Here is an 18,961-nt window from a genome sequence, read left to right as displayed (position 1 = left end):
TTCACTTTAGTTATACGTGAGCATATTTTTGCGAACCTTCAGAGTGATGCTATGGCCGAGAGTACATAGATAATGCTTTTTGTCAATGCGTAAGTCCTATAATCTTAGATAGTCATAGAGGCACGGGTACCGAGCAACGGGGTTTGATGGACGAAAATACAGAGGTTGCAGCCAGCCGAAATAGTAAAAAAACTAAGGTGATGAGGCCTTGTCCGTGCGATCGCCAACGGCTATGATTATTTAACCAGAATCCATCGAAAAATACCAAAAACCAGGCTGAGGGTTTTCTGCTGTATCCACTGTGACTTTCAAAAAGTGTGAGGAGCTAAACACTTTTGAATGCTGGATATCACACTTTTTTATTAACAAGCTATTTCTTAATTATATCTTTATTTTTTAACAAAAACCCGACAGTGCGGGAGTTGTCAACCATCACGGATGGTGCTGAAAGATTAAAGTTTTTTGAAGTTTAGCAAAAATCCTGAAATCTTTTGTAATATAAACAGGAAAGTTGAAAAAAATCTAAAGACAAACTAATTGCATAAAAGTGTCGCTAAGGTAGTAAAGATGACGGTTTCTTAGAGAAAAAGAGTGTTAAGCTCGGCTAAGCTCAGCCCAAGCAAAACCGCAATATTTAATTAAGCTCGATCGATAACAAAGGCTAAGGTAAAGTTCATGGCAAACTCAGTTTTAAAGGGGCCAAACGCAGCAGCAGGAGTGCAGTGGCAGCCAAAAGATATTATCCGCGGCCTAGTGTGGAAAATTGCGATCGCAACCTGGCTGTTAATGGCAGTAGGCAGCGCCACGCGCGTGATGAATGCGGGGCTCGCTTGCCCGGACTGGCCGCTGTGCTACGGTCAATTAATACCCGCAGCGCAAATGAATTTGCAGGTATTTCTGGAGTGGTTTCACCGTTTGGATGCAGCAGCAATTGGCTTAAGTGCGATCGCCCTTTTAGCACTTTCTGTCTTCTACCGCAGCCGCCTGCCGACTTGGCTGCCCCTCGCCAGCGCCGGCGCAGTATTTTTAATAGTTTTTCAAGGCATATTGGGCGGCCTCACCGTGACGCAACTGCTGCGATTTGACATCGTTACCGCTCACTTGGGAACGGCTTTACTGTTTTTTTGCGCCCTGCTAGCGATCGGTTTTATGCTGACTCCTTACGAAGCTACAGGCAATACAGGCAAATTAGCATGGGTAAGTTCGATCGCAGCACTGCTAGTTTATCTCCAAAGTCTGCTAGGAGCATTAGTCGGCTCTAGATGGGCGCTGCATCAATGTTTTGGTTCCTCAGAATTGTGTTCGGTAATGAACAGCCACATCGCCGGCATCGTACCAGCTACCGCAGCAACTTTAGCAGTAGCAGTCATGGCTTGGCGGCAACCAGCACTCCATTCAAACTTGCGAAAATTAGGGAATTTAGCGAGTCTTTGTCTGATTGCTCAATTAGTTTTGGGATTGGCAACTTTCCGGCTGCACCTTCAGGTAGAACCGCTGACAGTCGCCCACCAAGCAGTCGGCGCAGCATTGCTGGGAACCCTGCTAGCTTTTAGTGTTTTGTCGTGGCGCGATCGGGTTTTATCAGCTTGAAAGTCAGATCGTGTCCGGTAGCATCGTTGTTCTATGATGCAAAATCTTGTAGGGGCGGGTTCACCATTATTCTCGATAAAAGCCAACAGTTTCATAAACCCGCCCCGCCCATACAAGCATGAATCAACCGGACATGATAGACAAGGCAGATTTATCTATTCCTTGAGCAACAGGTGCCTGATTTATCCCTCGGTGGGGGCGGGTTTATCAATCTTTTCACATACAACAAATATCTCTTGTAAACCCGCCCCTTGTATCTACGAAGCAATGACAACTGACAACTAACAAGTAACAACTAACAAACAATTAATAACCGATGCAAGAAGTTCTTACAAACAATAGCCCTCGCCTCCACGAAAACTTTTCGCAAGTGGTGAAAAGTTACTACCAACTTACAAAACCGAGAATTATTTTACTGCTGCTAATCACCACATCAGCCGGAATGTGGATGGCCGCCAAAGGAGAAGTCGATCCGCTATTACTGGTATCAACTATTAGCGGAGGCGCTTTAGCTTCCGCGTCGGCGAATACGATTAATTGTGTCTACGATAGCGACATCGATTATATTATGGAGCGCACTCGCTGGCGGCCGATTCCTTCCGGGCGGGTTAAGAAACGGGATGCTTTGATATTTGCGATCGCCCTAGCGACAATCTCCTTTACATTACTGACAGTTGTCGCCAACTTATTAGCCGCCTTGCTAGCAATGTCCGGCATCGTTTTCTACGTCCTAATTTACACTCACTGGCTGAAGCGCCACAGCGTCCAAAACATCGTCATCGGGGGTGCAGCAGGGGCGATTCCCCCGCTAGTTGGGTGGGCTGCGGTGACGGGAGATTTGAGTTGGGGTGCGTGGCTGCTGTTTGGGATTATCTTCCTGTGGACACCGCCGCATTTTTGGGCGTTAGCAATGATGATTCGCGACGAATACAAGGAAGTAGGCGTGCCGATGTTGCCGGTAATTGAGGGCGATGAAGAGACAGCGCGCCAAATTTGGATTTACACCTTATTGATGCTTCCTGCAACTTTGCTGTTTGTGTATCCGCTGAATTTGGCGGGCCCGGTGTATGCGGGAACAGCTATTTTCCTGGGTGCGATTTTTGCCCAAAAAGCTTGGTTGCTGTTGCAGACTCCAGAAGATAAGAAGGTTGCGCGATCGCTCTTTAAATACTCTATTCTGTATCTGATGCTATTGTGCGCTGGAATCGTAGTTGATAGTTTACCTGCGACTCACAACTTTACTACTGCTGTTGTTCACAATGTGCACACTTTAATTAGTGCCGTGGTGATGTAGTAATAAGTTAAATTGCCATTATTAAAATGAAGCCCGCATCTTGCGGGTTTTGTTTATGGTAAAATAACAGTAGTCATTCTCCCATCTGCGTTCATCAGCGTTAATTTGCTTTAATCTGCGGTAAAAAAAGAACGCTCGAAAATCGCTACAATTAAGCTATTAAATTTGCCTGCAATACTATGATTGCCATCCCCTCTGGATTTAGCCCCGAAGAGTACCTTTCCCTGGAACATGACAATACAGTCCGCCATGAATATCGGCGCGGTTTAGTCTACGCAATGGCGGGTGGTAGCGACGATCATAGCCGTCTCGCGATTAATTTTTTAACGGCTATTAATTTTCACCTGCGTGATGGGGAATGTCAGTTTTTTTCCGGTGATGTGAAGGTGAATTATGCGGATGCGTTTTTCTATTATCCCGATGCCTTTGTGACGTGCGATCCGCGCGATCGGAGCGATCGCTATGTGAAGCGCTATCCTAAGTTGATTGCTGAGGTGCTGTCTCCTTCGACGGGAAAATTCGATCGCACTGATAAGTTTGAGGATTATCGACTGTTGGAATCGTTGGAAGAGTATGTTTTAATCGCGCAGGATGAGATGCGAGTAGAGTGTCGCCGTCGAGTGAAAGATGGGGCTGGGGAACGTTGGGAAACGGTGGTTTATGGTGCGGGCGATATCGTGATGTTACAGAGTATTGAGCTTGAAGTTGCGATCGCAGAATTATATCGCGGTGTGAGTTTTGGACGATAAATAAAGTAAACTATAGACAAAGGTTTCAAATTTGAAAGTTTTGAAGAAATATGCTAAATATAAAATTAAAAGTGGAGGAAAGTTTTGATGACTGAGAATGCCGTGAAAGTAGATATCTCATTTCAATCACTGCTGGAAGCTATTTCGTCACTGGGAGTTGCTGAAAGATACAAGATATGGGAATTTTTGGAAGCTGAATTATTCCCGAATGAGGACGATTCTCCCGAAGACATTGCTGAAATTGAAAATGAAAACTTTCCACTACTCACGGAGTTGGGCATTCCGTTGGCAGCAGAGTGCAAGGCGTTATAATTAAAAATGCAAAATGCAAAATTCCAAATGGAAGCTACAGAGGAATCGGGAGTATGAGGAGATATGCAAATTGTTTGGACAAAACACGCCCAGGAACGTCAGCTACAATGGGAAGAGCGATTGAAAATTACCAGGGAAGAGGTTGAGGCGGCCCTAACCAATCCTCAACAGATTATCGTGGAAGATGATGTCTTGGTGGCTCAAATTAAACGAGGCAACGGTCTTCTTAGAGTACCCTTTGTTGAAATTGGCAAAACCAGACGAATCTTAACTCTGTACTGGACAAATCAAGTTAAGCGATATTGGCAGGAGAATACCGATGAAAGTTAAATACGATGCAGAAGCAGACATTCTGATTTTTATCTTCCGTGATGCGTTTCCAGCCAATGCTATCTCTGAACCTGGAGGCGTGATTGTCAGTTATGACGAAAATGATGAACCAGTTAGCATCGAATTTCTCAATGCCTCCAAACGTCAACTGTTGAATCCTCAAGAGCTCATGCTAACGATCGCAACTTAGTTGATGCACTTTGTCGAGGTGGCACAGCAATATTGTCAGCTTTCTTGATTTAGCTATTTTTCAAGTATTTACCCAAAAACTCTAACTGGTTCACCATTTCCTCTGCTGTCTTATTAGCAGTTAGTTCCATAATGGCTCTGACTTGCTCACCAACAGAATAGTCTTGCGATATCAGCGCAATGCCAGCATGAGATTCCTCTCCGATCAGAAACTCAGTATGTAACTGACAGAAGTCTCCAATATTGTGACTGTACAGCACTCTGTTTTGAGTGGTAGCTAGCCGAAGTTGTTCTTCGTCGATTAATCCTTCTGTTTGAGTTTCATTGACGGTGGTTACATCAACTTGACGCGATCGTAATGCCCGTAGAAGAGACTGATCTTGGGAATCTTCATCTAGGTAAATCTTAATTTCACTCATGCTTCTTTACCAAAGTTGGTGTACAAAGCTTCTAGACGCTTGGCTTCTGCTGCTTGATGGCTCAAATCAGTTTCAATTTCTGCGGTGTTGGCATGATAGTAGGTGAGTGCGGCGTAGACTTCGGCGAGGGTGAGATGAGAAATGCGATCGCAAATCTCTTCAGCATTCAATCCTCGCTTGTACCAGGTGACAATCCGGCGAACGGTAACGCCTTTACCGAGGATGTGGGGACATCCACCATGCAGTCCAGGAGTGCGTGCAATGAGCGTACCAATGTCAATAGATACTGCTGTGGTCATAAACTATCGAAGTTTGAAGGGACTGATCTCTATTACAGCATAGCGATCGCAGAATTAGATCTCAGCGTGAGTTTCGATCGATAAATAAAGTAAGCTAGAGAGACAGGTTTTAAACAAAATCATGACTGAACTCCTTCAACAGGCGATCGCCCAAATCCAAAAACTCCCACCCGATCGGCAAGATGCGATCGCGGCTCGGTTTTTGGCAGAGTTGCAGGACGAGCAAAAATGGGAAACTCGTTTTGCTGACACGACAGACGATCAATGGGATCAGATGGCTGCAATGGTACGTCAAGAAATTGCGGGAGGAGAAACGGTTCCACTTGATGAGGTTTTTCCAACACAAAAATGAAATCAAGTGTTACAAGGTCATTTCGCACGCGGCTAGAGAGTCTTCCTGCATCAGTTCAGGAACAAGCCGATAAAGCTTATGCCCTTTGGCAGGATGATCCTTATCATCCAAGTCTTCAGTTCAAGCGAGTCAGTCAGAAGCAACCGATTTATTCTGCTCGTGTCAGTATCAATTATCGTGTTTTAGGTTTATTGGAAGCCGATCGTATTTACTGGTACTGGATTGGTGCACACGACGAATACGATGAATTACTGAAACGGTTGTAGTTTAAGGCGATCGAATTCGTCAACCCCCGTTACTGTAGATAGCGATCGCAGAATTATATCGCGGTGTGAGTTTGGCGCGATAAATGAAGTAAGCTAGAGACAAAGATTTCAAACAATTTTAACCAATGCCAGCATCCGTTGCTTATCTGTTTGACAGAATCACGGTGAATCCAAGATCAATGTGGCGATCGTCCCTGCATCCGGGGAATGCGGATTCGAGTCATCGATATCCTAGAGTTGCTAGCTGCGGGTTTGAGTTTTGAGCAAATCCTCGAAGAATTGCCAGACTTGGAACTTGACGATATTAAAGCTGCGCTATTGTATGCAGTCCGCAAACTCGACCATCCCGTTTTAGCCGCATGACTATTTGGTTGAATGCTTATCGATCGCCAGCCATTGCTGTGTGGATTACTGCTACCTTTGGTGAAATACATTAGCGATGGGCGGTATGTTTCTATTGTATTGGGTATTGTACTGCAACTGCGATACAATTATAAGTTATCTCGCTGTGCCTAATATTATGGCGGGCCAGAACCAGAATTAGATAAAATTGAAAACTATGATGCCCCCTGGACTTTCAACGTACCTATTGGAAATGGAACAGAATTTACGAGCAGAAGACAGCGACAAATGGTTTGACCGCTATCCGAAAAGTGCTCACCACTTATTAGCAGCTATATGTTTCCGCGAGAATTCTCAATCAATATGGGAAGAAACAAAAACGATACTGCTGCCACCTATCGGCTTCTATTACTCGATTTTCCATCTTTCAATGGCACTGCTATTTTTGGATTACCAGACAGACACGAATGAATTGAAGCGCATCAAACACGCAACCTTGAAAAATCTCATAAATCAAAGGTTAATACAAAAGCGATTATTGTCTAATGCTTATTTGGATGAGTTCCAGCGCCTACAAGACATTAGGGAATATGCGAACTATAATTTCGGATCTAAAGTCCCAAAGTACGAATATCTGCAAATAGCAGACGCTTTTTATGCGACCACAGGCGAATGCTTCGACAAGGTGATAGACTTGGTACATCCTATCCAAAGCAAGATCGATACGTTCTATTCTGTCAATATGAGCATCCAAGCCGCAATCGGTGATGGGTTCGGTGACGATCTTATGCGAATGTATTTGCCGAAAGCCGCAGAAGAAAAAGTTATCGCATATTTATTACTGAAGAATCTGACGACCTAAATCTACCACAGCGAGATAACATCCACCTGTATGCCGACCGGATAAAGTGGATCTGTTAAGTCCGAAAGCTGGCTAGTGGCGGAATTCCAACCCAAAGGTGAATGCCATGCAAGCCAAACTTCAAGAACAACTTTCTCCTGCTGATGCCGAAGTTATTTTGGGACGTTTGCCAGAACGAATTAAAGCTGCGCTTCTGTATGCAGTCTGCAAGCTCGATTGTCCCGTTTTAGTTGCATGACAATTTGGTTGAATGCTCATAGATCGCCAGCCATTGCTGTGTGGATTACTGCTACTTTTGGTGAAATACATTAGCGAGCGGCGGTATTTTTCTATTCTATTGGGTATTGTACCGCAACTGCGATACAATTATAAGTTATACAAAAGGAGAAATAATGAGCCTCGGCTTAATAGATCAACTCACTCACAGTACGGTAAGGATAGAGACAGTTCTCCATAGCGGAGGAATTTCTACTGGAACAGGTTTTTATATGAACTTTCTTCAAAAGGAAGGTCTTGGTATTCCAGTCATTGTAACTAATAAGCATGTCGTAGAAAATGCGAACATTGGCAGGTTTCATGTCACTTTGGCTAATGATGAAGGTCTTCCTGATACTGGAAAGCACCAGTTATTTCAGTTCGCCAACTTTGAAGAGCAGTGTATAAAACATCCAGATCAAAATATTGATTTGGCCGCATTTATTATTAGCCCTCTTGTGAATAAAGTCCGGCAGTCTGGCGAGAAATTGTTTTATATGGCGTTGCCAATGGATTTAATCCCAAGTGATGAAGAACGAGAAAGTTATTCATCTATGGAAGATATAGTCATGATTGGATATCCAGACGGAATTTGGGATGCCAAGAATAATCTTCCTGTTATACGCAAAGGCATAACGGCAACTCATGCTAATGTATCTTGGAATGGGAATTCTGAGTTTCTAACAGATGTAGCTAGTTTTCCAGGTTCAAGTGGTTCGCCAGTCTTCCTTGCAAATATTGGTGGCTACATGGATAACAAGGGCAATACTTATATGGGACAAAGCCGAATTCGCCTGTTAGGTATTCATTATGCTGGAGCAATGCATACGGCTTTCGGTGAAATTCAAATTGTCAAAGCTCCAACATCTAACGTACCTGTTCCTATAACGCAAATACCAAACAATATTGGAGTGGCGATCAACTCCAAAGAGCTATTCGGTCTTGAAAAAGAAGTTGAGCGTATTATTTCAGCAAATGCGTAATAAGCAGCGACTTTCGGACAGTCAAAAGCTCCGGGCAAAAAGTTGAGGCAGAAGCAGTCACGCCTTGCATGCGGTGGTCGATGGAGTGAAAAACGAAGAAGGGCGATCGTTTTCTATATGGCGATCGCCAATTTTCAAGGGCACAGAAGCATTAGGTTTCGTAGATTGCAAACCAGGACGCGGGCAGTAAAATCGAGAAGTCGCAGATGATGAAGTTTTTGATAAGGTGAAAGCCCGATCGCTAAAATTTGGAGCTATAACAGAATTTGTGGGAACATGATTTCTGTGCAATTAGCCTTCTTGCTTCCATGCCAACAAACGATTCTGAACTGCAAGCCCAAGCGCGGAAAATTCTAGATGCGATCGCCTTTACTCCTTTCGAGCAATGTCAACCCTTGACTCGTGAGTTTGGTAACATTCCTGCTCGCCCTGGCATCTATGCAGTCAGGCACATAACTGACGGATTACTTTACATCGGTAAAACCAAGAGCCTACGAGGACGCTTCAGCGGCGGGCACAAAGCTTTTTTATGGGCGTGGCTCGATAAGTACAATGACGAGGATGTGCGAATTGCAATGCAATTAGTCTCTTACTGTGAAAACCCTGCGTTACTATAATTCCAACCCAAAGGTGAATGCCATGCAAGCCAAACTTCAAGAACAACTTTCTCCTGCTGATGCCGAAGTTATTTTGGGACGTTTGCCAGAACGAATTCAAGCGGCTCTAATTGCGCGTGCTGCGGAAATTGAATATCCGATCGCAGCGACGATCGAAATGGCGATCGCCAGTTTTCTCGATACAGAAGCATTAGGTTTTGTAGATTGCAAACCAGGACGCGGACAGTAACACCGAGAAGAGGTGTCAAAGTTTACGGTATACTTCGTTAACGCACCCTACAAGAGCCACGTTAAGCTAAAAACAGACAACAGAGAGCCAACCTACCCAAAAGGTGAATATCAATGGTTGCGATCGCCCAAAAAACCCTTTCCTTCGAGGAATTCCTCAACTGGGATGACAAATCCGGCAGATCATTCGAGCTAGTCAATGGAGTTGCCCTGCCCCTGAGTGAACCCACAGCCAAACATGAGGATGTCGTCGATGGTTTATGTCGTCTCTTGGTGGATCATTGCCAATCCTTGAACCTTCCCTACATTCCTCGACAAAGTAAACAAGTCAGATTGAACGCTGCCCCGGGCGAAAGTGAATCGAGTCGTAAAGCTGACATTGTGGTGTTTGCGAAGGAAGAATGGGTCAAAATGCGTCAAAGTTCTGCTTCTGCTGCTGCTTATATTCCACCTCCCTTGGCGATCGAAGTTGTCAGTACCAATTGGCGGGATGATTACCGCATCAAATTGAATGAGTATGAAACTTTAGGAATCCTGGAGTATTGGATTGTTGATTATGCTGGGTTGGGAGGTGTTCAGTATATTGGCTCTCCAAAGCAGTCTACGGTGACTATCAACCGCTTAATCGATGGTGAATATCAGGCGCTGCGATATCAAGGAGAAGCCACTATTGTTTCTCCAACTTTTCCTCAATTGGTATTAACGATCGCTCAAATCATTGCAATGACAGAAGTTTAGCGTTTGCAAATTATTTGTAGGATACTTTGTATTGCCAAAGAAATACTAAGATCCGAACCCGGTTTCTGGACACCCATATTAATTCGACTGAATCTGTGCATTCAAAACCTTAGAAATGCGATCGCGCGTTTCCTCCAAATGAGCCCGCGTATAAGCATCCGCACTCTTGTCCAAGTTGCGAATACTCTTGCTCAAACCCTCCCGCAACTGCCGCAACTCGTACCACGCCAGAGTTCGCGCATCCTCAGGTGTACTGGTTTTTCGCAGCACCATTCCGATTAAAATTGCCAAATGTTCCCGCTGCAACGATCGCCGAAAAGTCGAAATTTGCATCTTCTTGGACGGCTGCAAAACCTCTTTCCAAATATCGTTTTGCAAAGTATCGAACAATTCTGGCAATTTCAAAGCGCTTTCCGGCGCAGATTTTAACTCCGCATCCCGCAGTCTCGCCAGCCGCACTGGAGATAGCAACACTCGCAGCACAAATCGCTGCATAAAAGTAATTCGATCGCCGATCGGGTAATCTAGAGGAAACACCAAAGCCGGACTTCCCCAGTGCTCCCAGCGCGCAGGCGCTAATTTATTTAGCAAATCCGGCGCAAAACTAAACGCATCGGTTGCAAATACGTACTTGTCCAGCGTAGCCAAAGCTTCTCGTTGCTGCGAAAGCTCGATCGGCACAAACGGCAATTTCGCATTAATATCTCCCGGGCGAATCCGACTAAACGACTGTCCGCCGACGTACAAAGTAGCATTCATCACCTGCTGAAAATAATACCCGAACACCGAATCAAACATCACCCGCAGTTCGTTATAACCGTCTTCCCCAACCGGAATTCGCTTTTCTAAACGCTTCCACATTGCCTTAGCATTATCCAATTGCCATTGCGAATACCTCAGCATATTGTTACTGAGATCGAAGGCATTTGCAGCGGGATCGAGATTGTCAACAGTATCCTCATCCGGCGCATAAGCTAATTGCGGTTCCCCCGCGCGACTGGCAATTTGTTGCAGCGCTGGTAAGTCGCTGTTGGGGTTGGCGCCACCAAGAACTTTGTAACCGTACTCGATCGCCCAATCGTCATAAGGCCCTACAATCGTCGGATAATAATCGCCCTGTACAGTTCCCTGCGGTGCCAAATTAATTGGCAGGTAATCCATCACCGACGCCACCATACCGGGGTTGCGAGTTACCTGGGTATTGTTCAAATCCTCCGGTTGCAGCATTGTACTGCCGTGAAAATTGTGCCTCAAACCAAGAGTGTGACCGACTTCGTGTGCAGTCAAATTTCGGATATAATCATTAACATAATTCTCCAGCACCGGACTGCTAGGCGCTGCATTGTCCAGCAGAGACATCGACATTGCTCCGATCGCAAATTGTCGGCTCGATTCCAACCCAAAACACATATCCGAACTCAGCATCAACCGCGATAAGGGCGATCGCTTTTGTTCTTGATATCTTTCCACCAAAGTGGGCAAATCATCAACAATTCCACCCGGAGAATTCTCCCCGCTGCTTTTGCCTAAATCTGCATTTTCGAGCATCGGCAAATAGCGAGAATACATCCCGAACTGACAGGGATTGGTATTAGAGCCGTTTCGGCCTTGAAAACTCTTTGCTAGCGATCGATTTTGTTCTACCAAAGACCGATATCCCTGTTTGATTAGCCGGACAATATTAGCATCCAACAAAATATCAGCATCCAAGATTTCCCCGGTTAGCGGGTTAGTGCGAGACGGCCCGAGTCCGGCAAAATCTGACTCAAAAGAACTCGACCACCTAATAGTATTGTAGCGGACATCAGCCGGATCCCATTTAGCATTGTCCGGCATTTGTTTGACCTGAATTGCCTCTGTAAAACCTGCTTTTTCAAAAGATTTGTTCCACTCCAAAATGCCATCGCGAATTGCATTGCGGTATTCTAGAGGGACATTATTTTCAATCCAAAAGACGATCGGCTGCACCGGAGGCGACATCGGCGCCGTCGGGATTTGCTTTTGCAAATGCCAGCGATTGATGTAGCGCACAAAAGGCTCCCGACTGCTCTTGTCAGAAAAGTCTTTATATGCTGTCAGAAAATAGCCGACTCGCTCGTCTGCAAGTCTGGGGCGGTAGCCGTTATTGAGAGGCACTTCCGAGAAACTGTAGTGAATGCGGAGGTTAAAAGCCCGACTGTCAGGAATCGAAGGTAAATAGTTAACTGCACTGTCATTATCGCTGGAAAAACCGTAAATAGAAGCAATTTCTACATTCAGCGGAAACGCTTTCACATCTTTAAAATAAGATTTGTCTTCATCGATCGAGTAAGCAGCACCCAAAATCGCCGGCAAAATCGCTTTAACCCCCGGTAAGTCGCGCTTTTCGCTCATCAGCAAATCGCCTAAGTCTATCAGCAGAGTTTGCCTTTGCGGATGAAGGCTTTTGAGTGGTAAAGAATAGAGAATCGACTCGCTAAATGCCCTTTCCACCGAACCCGCTTGCGGGTCGCCCGGACGAGTGCGAAAATAGATATTCGGTATGACAAACTCGACGTTATTTTGGACTCGCCGCAGTTGAAACAAGAAATCGCCGATCGGCAATCCGCTCAAAATTCCCCCTTCCCCTAAACCTGATGCCAATGTGACGAAACACAGAAACTTTTTATCCAGTTGCTGCGGTTTAATTTCTAGATAAACTTTATTAGTTGCCAGATTGCGGTAAAGGGTAAACAGTCCTTCAAACTTTTGCGCGTCTTTGACAACTTGCTCGAAGGGTTGCAAAGGTTGTTGTTCGCTGCTGGGCGGCGGAGTTGATAAAGCAAAAGGTAAAAATAAACCTTTATACAAACTAAACAGGAAAAATGCTAGAGATAATATAAAAAATATTACAGGCAGATTTTTGCGGGGATTTTTCATCAGTTTGTTTCTGCTAACTTCCGAAAAAAATAATCTTTTCATGTTCAGTGTCCAGTTGCAGGAAAGAAGTGTTTTGAGATAGTCGCATCCCAGGATTAACGATTGAAATAACAATCATTAATATTGCTGAACCCGCCTTTACAATAAGATTTAAATCCTTTAAATTCTAACAACAGCTAGCGATAGTTTTATCCTTGACGAGGGTGGTGACTAGAAACCGGGTTTCTCTGAGATTTTTGCGTTTAGTAATGAGAAACATTCGTAGAAACCCGGTTTCTGAAATCTGCCGTGGGGGCTAGAAACCGGGTTTATACGAGATTTTACGACGAGTCACGAGAAATCTTGTTTCTGAAATCTGCCGTGGGGGCTAGAAACCGGGTTTATACGAGATTTTACGACGAGTCACGAGAAATCTTCGTAGAAACCCGGTTTCTGAAATCTGCGTGCGTCTAGGAGTATTTTCCCCGCTATCTCCATCGAACATAACAGACAATCTAGATACCCACTAGCTTACAACTTCTCCCAATCTCCCCCTCTCCCAATCTCCCCCTCTCCCAATCTCCCCCTCTCCCAATCTCCCCCTCTTCCCTCTCCCCCTCTCCCCCTCTCTACTTCTTCACAGGCCAGGGAATCATCGGATCTTGAGCCAAGCGCTTGGAAACTGCAACAGCACCGTAACGGTTGAGGTGACTGGGGTCAGAAAAAGATTCCCGTGCTTGGGGCAACAATAAACTATTATCTCGGAAAATTAGTCCGGTTTGAGCTGCTAATTGTTGCATATATTGCCGGAATTCTTGTTCGTAACCTGTCCGCACCGGATCTAAATAATCGGCAGTCAGAGGCATATTGACAAACACGAGATTGATGTTGCGAACTTTGGTAAATTCGATCATGTTTTTGAGCGCTACAGTTTGTTCCCCTGTCAATTTAAAATCTTGATAGTCGGTGTCGTAATATCCAGATACTTTGGCGTGTTTCTGAAAGTAAGTATCGGGATTGAAGCGGATGTCGATCGGCAAAAAGCCGTTTGGTTGAAACTCGCTGGGTGCTTTACCCGCAGCAGTTAGCTGGGCGTTTTCAGTGGTTTGTTTATCGTCGTCGGCTGCGGTTTGGGGGCTTTCGGTGACAACAGGGGCTGCTGGATTCGCGATCGATCGCAAAAACCCTTTCAGCCGATCGCGCTTTTTGTAAGTTGCAGAACTATCCACCAACTTTTGACTCAGAAATTGTTGAACATTCGCTTGACTTTGTTCCAAATTGTGCACCAATTCACCAGCAGTCGCGATCGGATTTTTGGCAGTTTCCTTAGATGTTGGGGATTCTAATGGATTGGTGCGGATCAGAAAACTACCCCGAGCCAATTGTCTGTAACCTTCGGAAGAGGCGATCGCACTAAAAGTCAAATCCGGCCGCCCGCTGTTGAGAGCCCTCGCCCCGTCCGCCAAAACCAGTAATTTCGGCAATTGTTGCGGTGGCAAAATCCGGCGGACGATCGAATCTACCACTTGCAGAGTAGCTCCGTTCACCCCAAAATTGTAAGCCTTCAGCCCCGGATAGCCTCCAGCAGCCAAAGCCGTTTCCAACACCGCCGGGTCGATACCCCGCAGCGCCCTAGAACTCCCGACAATTAAAATATCCGGCGGTTTTTTGTGCTGGCGGATGTACTCTTGGTAGCGCGCAATCTGCTCGTCAAGCTGCTCGCTCCTCAAAGTCGGAAACACCGGAGCAGCCGAAACATCAGCTACAGGAACGCTAGTATTTCCCGGTTTCGTAAACCCAGAACCGTTGAAAGCCTTTTCTTCACTCGCGGACGGCGATGCTTGTAAAGGAATTTGAGGCAAATTCACTTCTTGAGACTCGGGAATCGGGACTGAAGAGCCAGAGGGAGAGGGAGAATCCGGATTCGTGAGAGAGGCTTGAACGTCGCTCTGAGGCTTGGGGGATGAATTTTGACAATTTGGGCCGTTGCAAACTTCGGAGGCTCTAGGAGCTTGACTAACCGTCGCAGATTTAAGAAATAGACCCAGCAACCAATCGGTATTGAAGGTGATCAGACAGCCGGCGATCGCCCAAATCAAAGCCATTCCCGCCGCGCGATCGGCTCTCACGCCTCCCGGCGCAGCAGCATTCATCGACAAAGCGTCGTTGGGAACAAACAAACCCGAAGCAACAAGCGGCTGCACCACAGCTTGAACCAACTGCTCGCCCAACTGGTAACCGGGGAGTCTAATTTTGAAGCGCGGCCGCGAGGAGTCCGGTGCGGGAGCATCGAACACCAAATTATCGCCCAGAGCAGAAAAACTCCCATCTGCCACCGACGGCGCAAACTCCGGCACCGCTTCCTTAGACAAGACAGCCTGTTGCGAGGGAGCCGATGCGGTTGTTGGTGCTAATTCCCCGTCAACCGCCATTTTGAGATCGATACCGTAGCGCCACAGGGGCATTTTCTGACCGGCGCGGCGCCCGTAGACTCGCACAAGAGCCACTCCCGGAATTTGTAACTGCCGCAAGAATTTAGCCACCGGCGGGCCTACCTTCGACTGAGCAGGGCAACTCAGAGCTTCAGTCATGACGTGCAGCACGTTGGCTTTGTGCAGCGCCACAGCCCGAATCCCTCCGGTTTCCAGCTTGCGGTTGAGATTGGGATTGAGAAACCTGTTGAGCAAGAAAGTCAAGGCTAATTGGTCGCCCTCGGCTGCCAATATCCTCGGGTTTGGAGCTAAGTCGGGGTGGTGGGCTGCTGGTAAGTCTATCCAGTCAATCCACACCGGCGACTCCGGCTCGGTTGTGCTGTCGCTGGCCGGTTCTACGCCGTAGAGGGTAGCTGCGCGGATGCCTTGGGGCGCGAAGGATGCTAACAAAGGGGCGATCGCATCGGTGGTTTGCTGTTTGTCAGGGTATTCTTGTCGTTTGGGTTTTTGTCCTTTTGTGACTGTTTTGCTGCAAAACAGGTGCAGAGTTGCTTCTTTGAGGGTGGCTCGCACTTCGACTGTTGATGTCGCCAAGTGTTGGTTGAGCAGTTTGGCGATCGACTGTACGTCTCCCCAGCGGGCCCATTCCTTGAGGATTGTGTCCGGTGGCGTCAAATCGACTCGCAGCACCCAGTCCGGCTTCGATTCGCCTGCAACTTGGCTGCCGATCGCAGCTTCCCGGAAGTCCTCTAGTTGCAGTTTCCGCAGCCTAGCGGCGATCGGTTCTGCGAGCAAGGAGGGTTCGGGGCTGTAAGCTGACTCGCACAGCACTAACAGCCGCCGTTCCTTGGACTTGAGAAGTTCTGGCGCATTGGGGTGCTGGGTTTCCCGGCTGCTTTTGGCTTCTTTTTCGCGAATGCTAACTTTCACCGAAACACCCATCGGCCCGAGGATTTCGCTGAGATAGCTGGCGATCGCATCTGGATAGCCCCGGCGCGCCAAAGTTTCCGCTGAAACGGTCAAAGTGCCGCCGCCATCACTGTCACCGGAGCCTGTTTCGGGGGATTGAATCAAAGCCACCGCGCCGCGACTTGCCTGCTGCTGCGTGGATGTTTGCGGTGCTGGCGCAGAAACGGGGGGACTGAAAGCTTCCCGAGTTGCCGAAGTGTCGATCGTCACTGGGGAAGTTTCAAAAACTTCTGGATATTCAATCCGGGAGGCCGTGGGGAAACTTTCGGTATCAAAATCCATTTCTTCCCGCACCTGAGCCATTGGTACTGGAGTTTCTACCGCTTCTGGTTTCAGTTTGAGGTTGCGGTTTTCATTTTTGAATTTGCCGAAGAATCCGCCGCCTTTACGACTTGTTGGCGGTTCGCCCTCGGGGGGACTCGCTGGTGGTGGCACTTCGGAAACTTTTGGTTCCGGTTCCGGTTCCGGTTCCCGTCGCTGTGGCTGTCGCTGTCGCTGTTTGCCGCTGCAATCGAGCCGGACAGTCCAGTCGTTTTGTCGGGAACCGAGTTTGCGGCCGCACAGAAACAATTGGTAGATTTTAGTTCGATCGGGCAGGAGTCGCGTTAAATCAGTTTGTTCGATCGCGCTTTTAAATCTCGCCGTCACCAATTCCTGAGACGGACACAATTGCGCTTCGCACAAAATATGCAGGTGATTTCCGCGCAAACGCGCTTGTACCTGCACCTCGGGCAGTCCCAAAGCTTTTTGCGCCCACTGCGATGCGGGCGATCGATTGTCTGCCAATATACTCCCGTTCGCATTCAACATGGGACTTTAAATTTCGTCAAGGCTGGTTTTGTTTTCTACAGATAGCACAGTTTACAGGTTTTACACACCATTATTTTATTTACCGAGCCGAACCTTTGCATCCGGTTTAACTGTTGCTCGGCTTACTGGCGAGCTGTGTATCCCCTCGGCTGCGCTCCGTTGGGCAATACTGTTTTGACCAATACCTCGAATGTATTTTCGCACAATTAGACCCAGTTAAGCGAAGTCAGAATTCAGGAGTAAAGATAATTATTTCCCCTGTTTAGCAACCGCCCCCAAAGATTAGGACGTTCTTAATTGCTGAAACCCTTGCTATTCTTCCTCCTTCCTTCTGCTGTAAACTGGGGATACTGAATAACACAGGAGGGATCTATGCCGTCGGAAAACCAAGACTTGCCCAAAACTCAAACACCTCAGAGTCCAAAATTGCCAATTCCTTCAGATATTTTATTGAGCTTGGCCGCCTTACCCATGCTGGGCGGGTTGCTCGTGGCCAAAGCTGCTGCTGAGTTTGTGAGTTCGATCGGCATTGAAAGCGAAGAAGTCTTTCGGGGTTCGCGCCTCCCGGTACTCAACTTTCCCCAGTCACAGGAGTAGCAATCTCAAGGCCAGTTCAACGCTAAATTTTTTGACCAAAAAGCTTGACAGCCGATAGAATCCGTGCTGTTACAATTTGTCATTGCTTCCAGCTTCTCCATCAGTTCCTTCGCACCGCAAGATTAGTTTCAATATAATCGCGGGAATCCCCGCCCTCAATTGACGCGATTTCCGCAGCCCAAGGGCTAAGGATGAGCGTCAATAGGGCGGGGAGGGATAGCGGCTAAAAATGGGGGTTTGATGCCCGCAGTTTTAGCAATCTCATGGTACACTAGCTCCATAATCTTCACTTATTGAAAATGTCTCAAGTCCTGACGGTTAGTTGTAAACTCGAAGTGTTGCAACATCAGGTTGAAAAACTTGATGCGGTGCTTCGTGCTTTTGCGAACTGCTGTGAGTACGTGAACAAAAACACTGACCGAAAGCTGACCAATCAGATAGCCGTGCAATCCTTAATTTACAAGGAAGCACGGGAATACTCTGGTCTATCGGCTCAGATGACTATCCATGCCATTCGTAGGGTTTGCGCCAATCGCAAGACTGCCAAACAAAAAGATAGACCTGTGAAAGGGTTTGCAGCTACCAGTGCCACTTATGACGCTCGGACTTTCACTTTTAGGGAGAAAGACTGGACAGCTAGTTTGACGATGCTCAAGCAAAGAGAGAAATTCCCTTTGCACATTGGCAACTATCAGCGTCATTTGTTAACAGGAAGAAATCCTAAGTCGGCAGTGTTGGTAAAGCGCAAAGATAACACTTATTACCTGCAAATTCAGCTTGAATCTGAGCCACCAAACCCTGAGAAAACTGATAGGGTTTTGGGTGTTGATTTGGGCAGAACCGATATAGCCGTTACCTCTGAATCCGAGAAGTTTAGTGGAACGGCGATAACCGAAATTCGTGACAGATATAGCCGTGTCAGGGCTTCGTTGCAGAAAAAAGCGTCCAAAGGCACAAGAAGTAGTCGGCGTAGATGTCGGCAGCTTCTGCAACGGTTGAGTGGACGAGAACGAAGATTTCAGGCACAGGTTAACCATACCGTTAGCTACCGACTCATTCAGCACGCCAAAAAACAAGCGCAAACTATTGCGTTGGAGGATTTGACGGGTATCAGAGAACGAACCAACCAACAGCCACGTTCTAAAACAGAGAGACGCAGAAGCAACAGTTGGGCGTTTTTTCAGCTTCGCCAATTCCTTTGTTATAAGGCAGTAAAGTTTGGCGTAAATCTGGTATTTGTTGACCCAAGGTACACATCCCAAACCTGCCACAAATGCCTGCATATTCACCGCTCGTAAAAACCTGGACAAAGCTACCCAAAAGTAGTCAATGTTAGACATCTACGTTAGTAATTTTGGCTCTCCAGAACTTATGGTGATAATTTTATCTAATGCAAGAAACAAGCTAATACGCGATTTCTAAAATTATCAAAATTAGAAAAGCCATACCCT

Annotated in this window: 20 protein-coding genes and 1 pseudogene; 17 read left to right on the top strand and 4 right to left on the bottom strand. The window is 46.6% G+C overall.

The genetic code is table 11. The annotated features are described in order from the left end of the window. Positions 1-675 precede the first annotated feature (675 nt). The 6 genes from JGK07_RS31980 to JGK07_RS31955 all read left to right on the top strand — a co-directional run bounded on the left by JGK07_RS31980 (position 676) and on the right by JGK07_RS31955 (position 4,465). Entirely contained in the window at positions 676-1,590 is a 915-nt protein-coding gene (locus tag JGK07_RS31980) for a heme A synthase (RefSeq protein ID WP_293193298.1), read from the top strand. Positions 1,591-1,906: 316 nt separating this feature from the next. Further along, positions 1,907-2,884 carry a heme o synthase gene (locus JGK07_RS31975; RefSeq protein ID WP_293193299.1) on the top strand — a complete coding sequence of 326 codons (978 nt, stop codon included), beginning with the start codon at positions 1,907-1,909 and terminating at the stop codon, positions 2,882-2,884. A gap of 179 nt (positions 2,885-3,063) precedes the next feature. Beyond that, positions 3,064-3,633 (top strand): Uma2 family endonuclease, encoded by a 570-nt coding sequence (locus JGK07_RS31970; RefSeq protein WP_293193300.1) that lies wholly within the window; start codon positions 3,064-3,066, stop codon positions 3,631-3,633. A gap of 87 nt (positions 3,634-3,720) precedes the next feature. After that, on the top strand, positions 3,721-3,945 hold the full coding sequence (locus JGK07_RS31965; RefSeq protein WP_293185859.1) for a hypothetical protein: 225 nt from the start codon (positions 3,721-3,723) through the stop codon (positions 3,943-3,945). 63 nt (positions 3,946-4,008) lie between these two features. Continuing rightward, entirely contained in the window at positions 4,009-4,275 is a 267-nt protein-coding gene (locus tag JGK07_RS31960; protein ID WP_265235442.1) for a DUF4258 domain-containing protein, read from the top strand. Continuing rightward, positions 4,265-4,465: a DUF2283 domain-containing protein gene (locus JGK07_RS31955; RefSeq protein WP_293185861.1), complete on the top strand. Its 201-nt coding sequence runs from the start codon at positions 4,265-4,267 to the stop codon at positions 4,463-4,465. Before JGK07_RS31960 ends, JGK07_RS31955 begins: the two co-directional genes overlap by 11 nt. Before the next feature lie 49 nt (positions 4,466-4,514). On the opposite strand, the gene JGK07_RS31950 is transcribed toward JGK07_RS31955, so the two are convergent. Together JGK07_RS31950 and JGK07_RS31945 are read right to left on the bottom strand one after the other, a co-directional pair. Continuing rightward, the gene (locus tag JGK07_RS31950) at positions 4,515-4,883 is read right to left on the bottom strand and encodes a DUF5615 family PIN-like protein (RefSeq protein WP_293185863.1); all 369 of its coding nucleotides are present in this window, start codon (positions 4,881-4,883) and stop codon (positions 4,515-4,517) included. Continuing rightward, positions 4,880-5,182, bottom strand: coding sequence for a DUF433 domain-containing protein (locus tag JGK07_RS31945; RefSeq protein WP_293208074.1), 303 nt, complete (start codon positions 5,180-5,182; stop codon positions 4,880-4,882). The genes JGK07_RS31950 and JGK07_RS31945 overlap by 4 nt, the downstream gene beginning before the upstream one ends. A 121-nt stretch (positions 5,183-5,303) precedes the next feature. Between JGK07_RS31945 and JGK07_RS31940 the strand changes: the two genes are divergently transcribed. The 9 genes and pseudogenes from JGK07_RS31940 (at position 5,304) to JGK07_RS31900 (ending at position 9,825) form a co-directional block, all read left to right on the top strand. After that, positions 5,304-5,534, top strand: a complete 231-nt coding sequence (locus JGK07_RS31940) for a hypothetical protein (protein ID WP_293208071.1) — start codon at positions 5,304-5,306, stop codon at positions 5,532-5,534. Then, a complete protein-coding gene (locus tag JGK07_RS31935; protein ID WP_293185866.1) occupies positions 5,531-5,800 on the top strand; it encodes a hypothetical protein in 270 nt (89 codons plus the stop codon). The genes JGK07_RS31940 and JGK07_RS31935 overlap by 4 nt, the downstream gene beginning before the upstream one ends. Positions 5,801-5,925: 125 nt before the next feature. Next, positions 5,926-6,163 (top strand): annotated as a pseudogene (locus JGK07_RS31930) (DUF433 domain-containing protein). Between the two features lie 232 nt (positions 6,164-6,395). Then, positions 6,396-7,004 (top strand): hypothetical protein, encoded by a 609-nt coding sequence (locus tag JGK07_RS31925; RefSeq protein WP_293243529.1) that lies wholly within the window; start codon positions 6,396-6,398, stop codon positions 7,002-7,004. Between the two features lie 106 nt (positions 7,005-7,110). Beyond that, positions 7,111-7,242 (top strand): hypothetical protein, encoded by a 132-nt coding sequence (locus JGK07_RS31920; protein ID WP_293291224.1) that lies wholly within the window; start codon positions 7,111-7,113, stop codon positions 7,240-7,242. 154 nt (positions 7,243-7,396) lie between these two features. Then, positions 7,397-8,242, top strand: a complete 846-nt coding sequence (locus JGK07_RS31915) for a serine protease (protein ID WP_293185870.1) — start codon at positions 7,397-7,399, stop codon at positions 8,240-8,242. A gap of 308 nt (positions 8,243-8,550) precedes the next feature. Continuing rightward, complete coding sequence (locus tag JGK07_RS31910) at positions 8,551-8,859, top strand: GIY-YIG nuclease family protein (RefSeq protein WP_293291222.1); 309 nt, start codon at positions 8,551-8,553, stop codon at positions 8,857-8,859. A gap of 22 nt (positions 8,860-8,881) precedes the next feature. After that, complete coding sequence (locus JGK07_RS31905) at positions 8,882-9,088, top strand: hypothetical protein (RefSeq protein ID WP_293271423.1); 207 nt, start codon at positions 8,882-8,884, stop codon at positions 9,086-9,088. A gap of 113 nt (positions 9,089-9,201) precedes the next feature. Further along, the gene (locus JGK07_RS31900; RefSeq protein WP_293185873.1) at positions 9,202-9,825 is read left to right on the top strand and encodes a Uma2 family endonuclease; all 624 of its coding nucleotides are present in this window, start codon (positions 9,202-9,204) and stop codon (positions 9,823-9,825) included. A gap of 78 nt (positions 9,826-9,903) precedes the next feature. Here JGK07_RS31900 and JGK07_RS31895 read toward each other — a convergent pair whose 3' ends face one another. Continuing rightward, the gene (locus JGK07_RS31895; RefSeq protein WP_293226713.1) at positions 9,904-12,765 is read right to left on the bottom strand and encodes a zinc-dependent metalloprotease; all 2,862 of its coding nucleotides are present in this window, start codon (positions 12,763-12,765) and stop codon (positions 9,904-9,906) included. 566 nt (positions 12,766-13,331) lie between these two features. Then, complete coding sequence (locus JGK07_RS31890; protein WP_293226716.1) at positions 13,332-16,913, bottom strand: hypothetical protein; 3,582 nt, start codon at positions 16,911-16,913, stop codon at positions 13,332-13,334. 372 nt (positions 16,914-17,285) lie between these two features. Here JGK07_RS31890 and JGK07_RS31885 point away from each other — a divergent pair, with 372 nt between their 5' ends. Together JGK07_RS31885 and JGK07_RS31880 are read left to right on the top strand one after the other, a co-directional pair. Then, positions 17,286-17,510 (top strand): hypothetical protein, encoded by a 225-nt coding sequence (locus tag JGK07_RS31885; protein WP_293198664.1) that lies wholly within the window; start codon positions 17,286-17,288, stop codon positions 17,508-17,510. A gap of 299 nt (positions 17,511-17,809) precedes the next feature. Further along, positions 17,810-18,808 (top strand): transposase, encoded by a 999-nt coding sequence (locus JGK07_RS31880; protein ID WP_293198667.1) that lies wholly within the window; start codon positions 17,810-17,812, stop codon positions 18,806-18,808. The last annotated feature ends 153 nt before the right edge of the window (positions 18,809-18,961 follow it).

It is taken from the genome of Microcoleus sp. PH2017_24_DOB_U_A (assembly GCF_020738205.1).
Lineage (GTDB): Bacteria > Cyanobacteriota > Cyanobacteriia > Cyanobacteriales > Microcoleaceae > Microcoleus.
The sequence above is the reverse complement of the archived record's forward strand: the minus strand, read 5'-3'. Positions and strand labels throughout refer to the sequence as shown.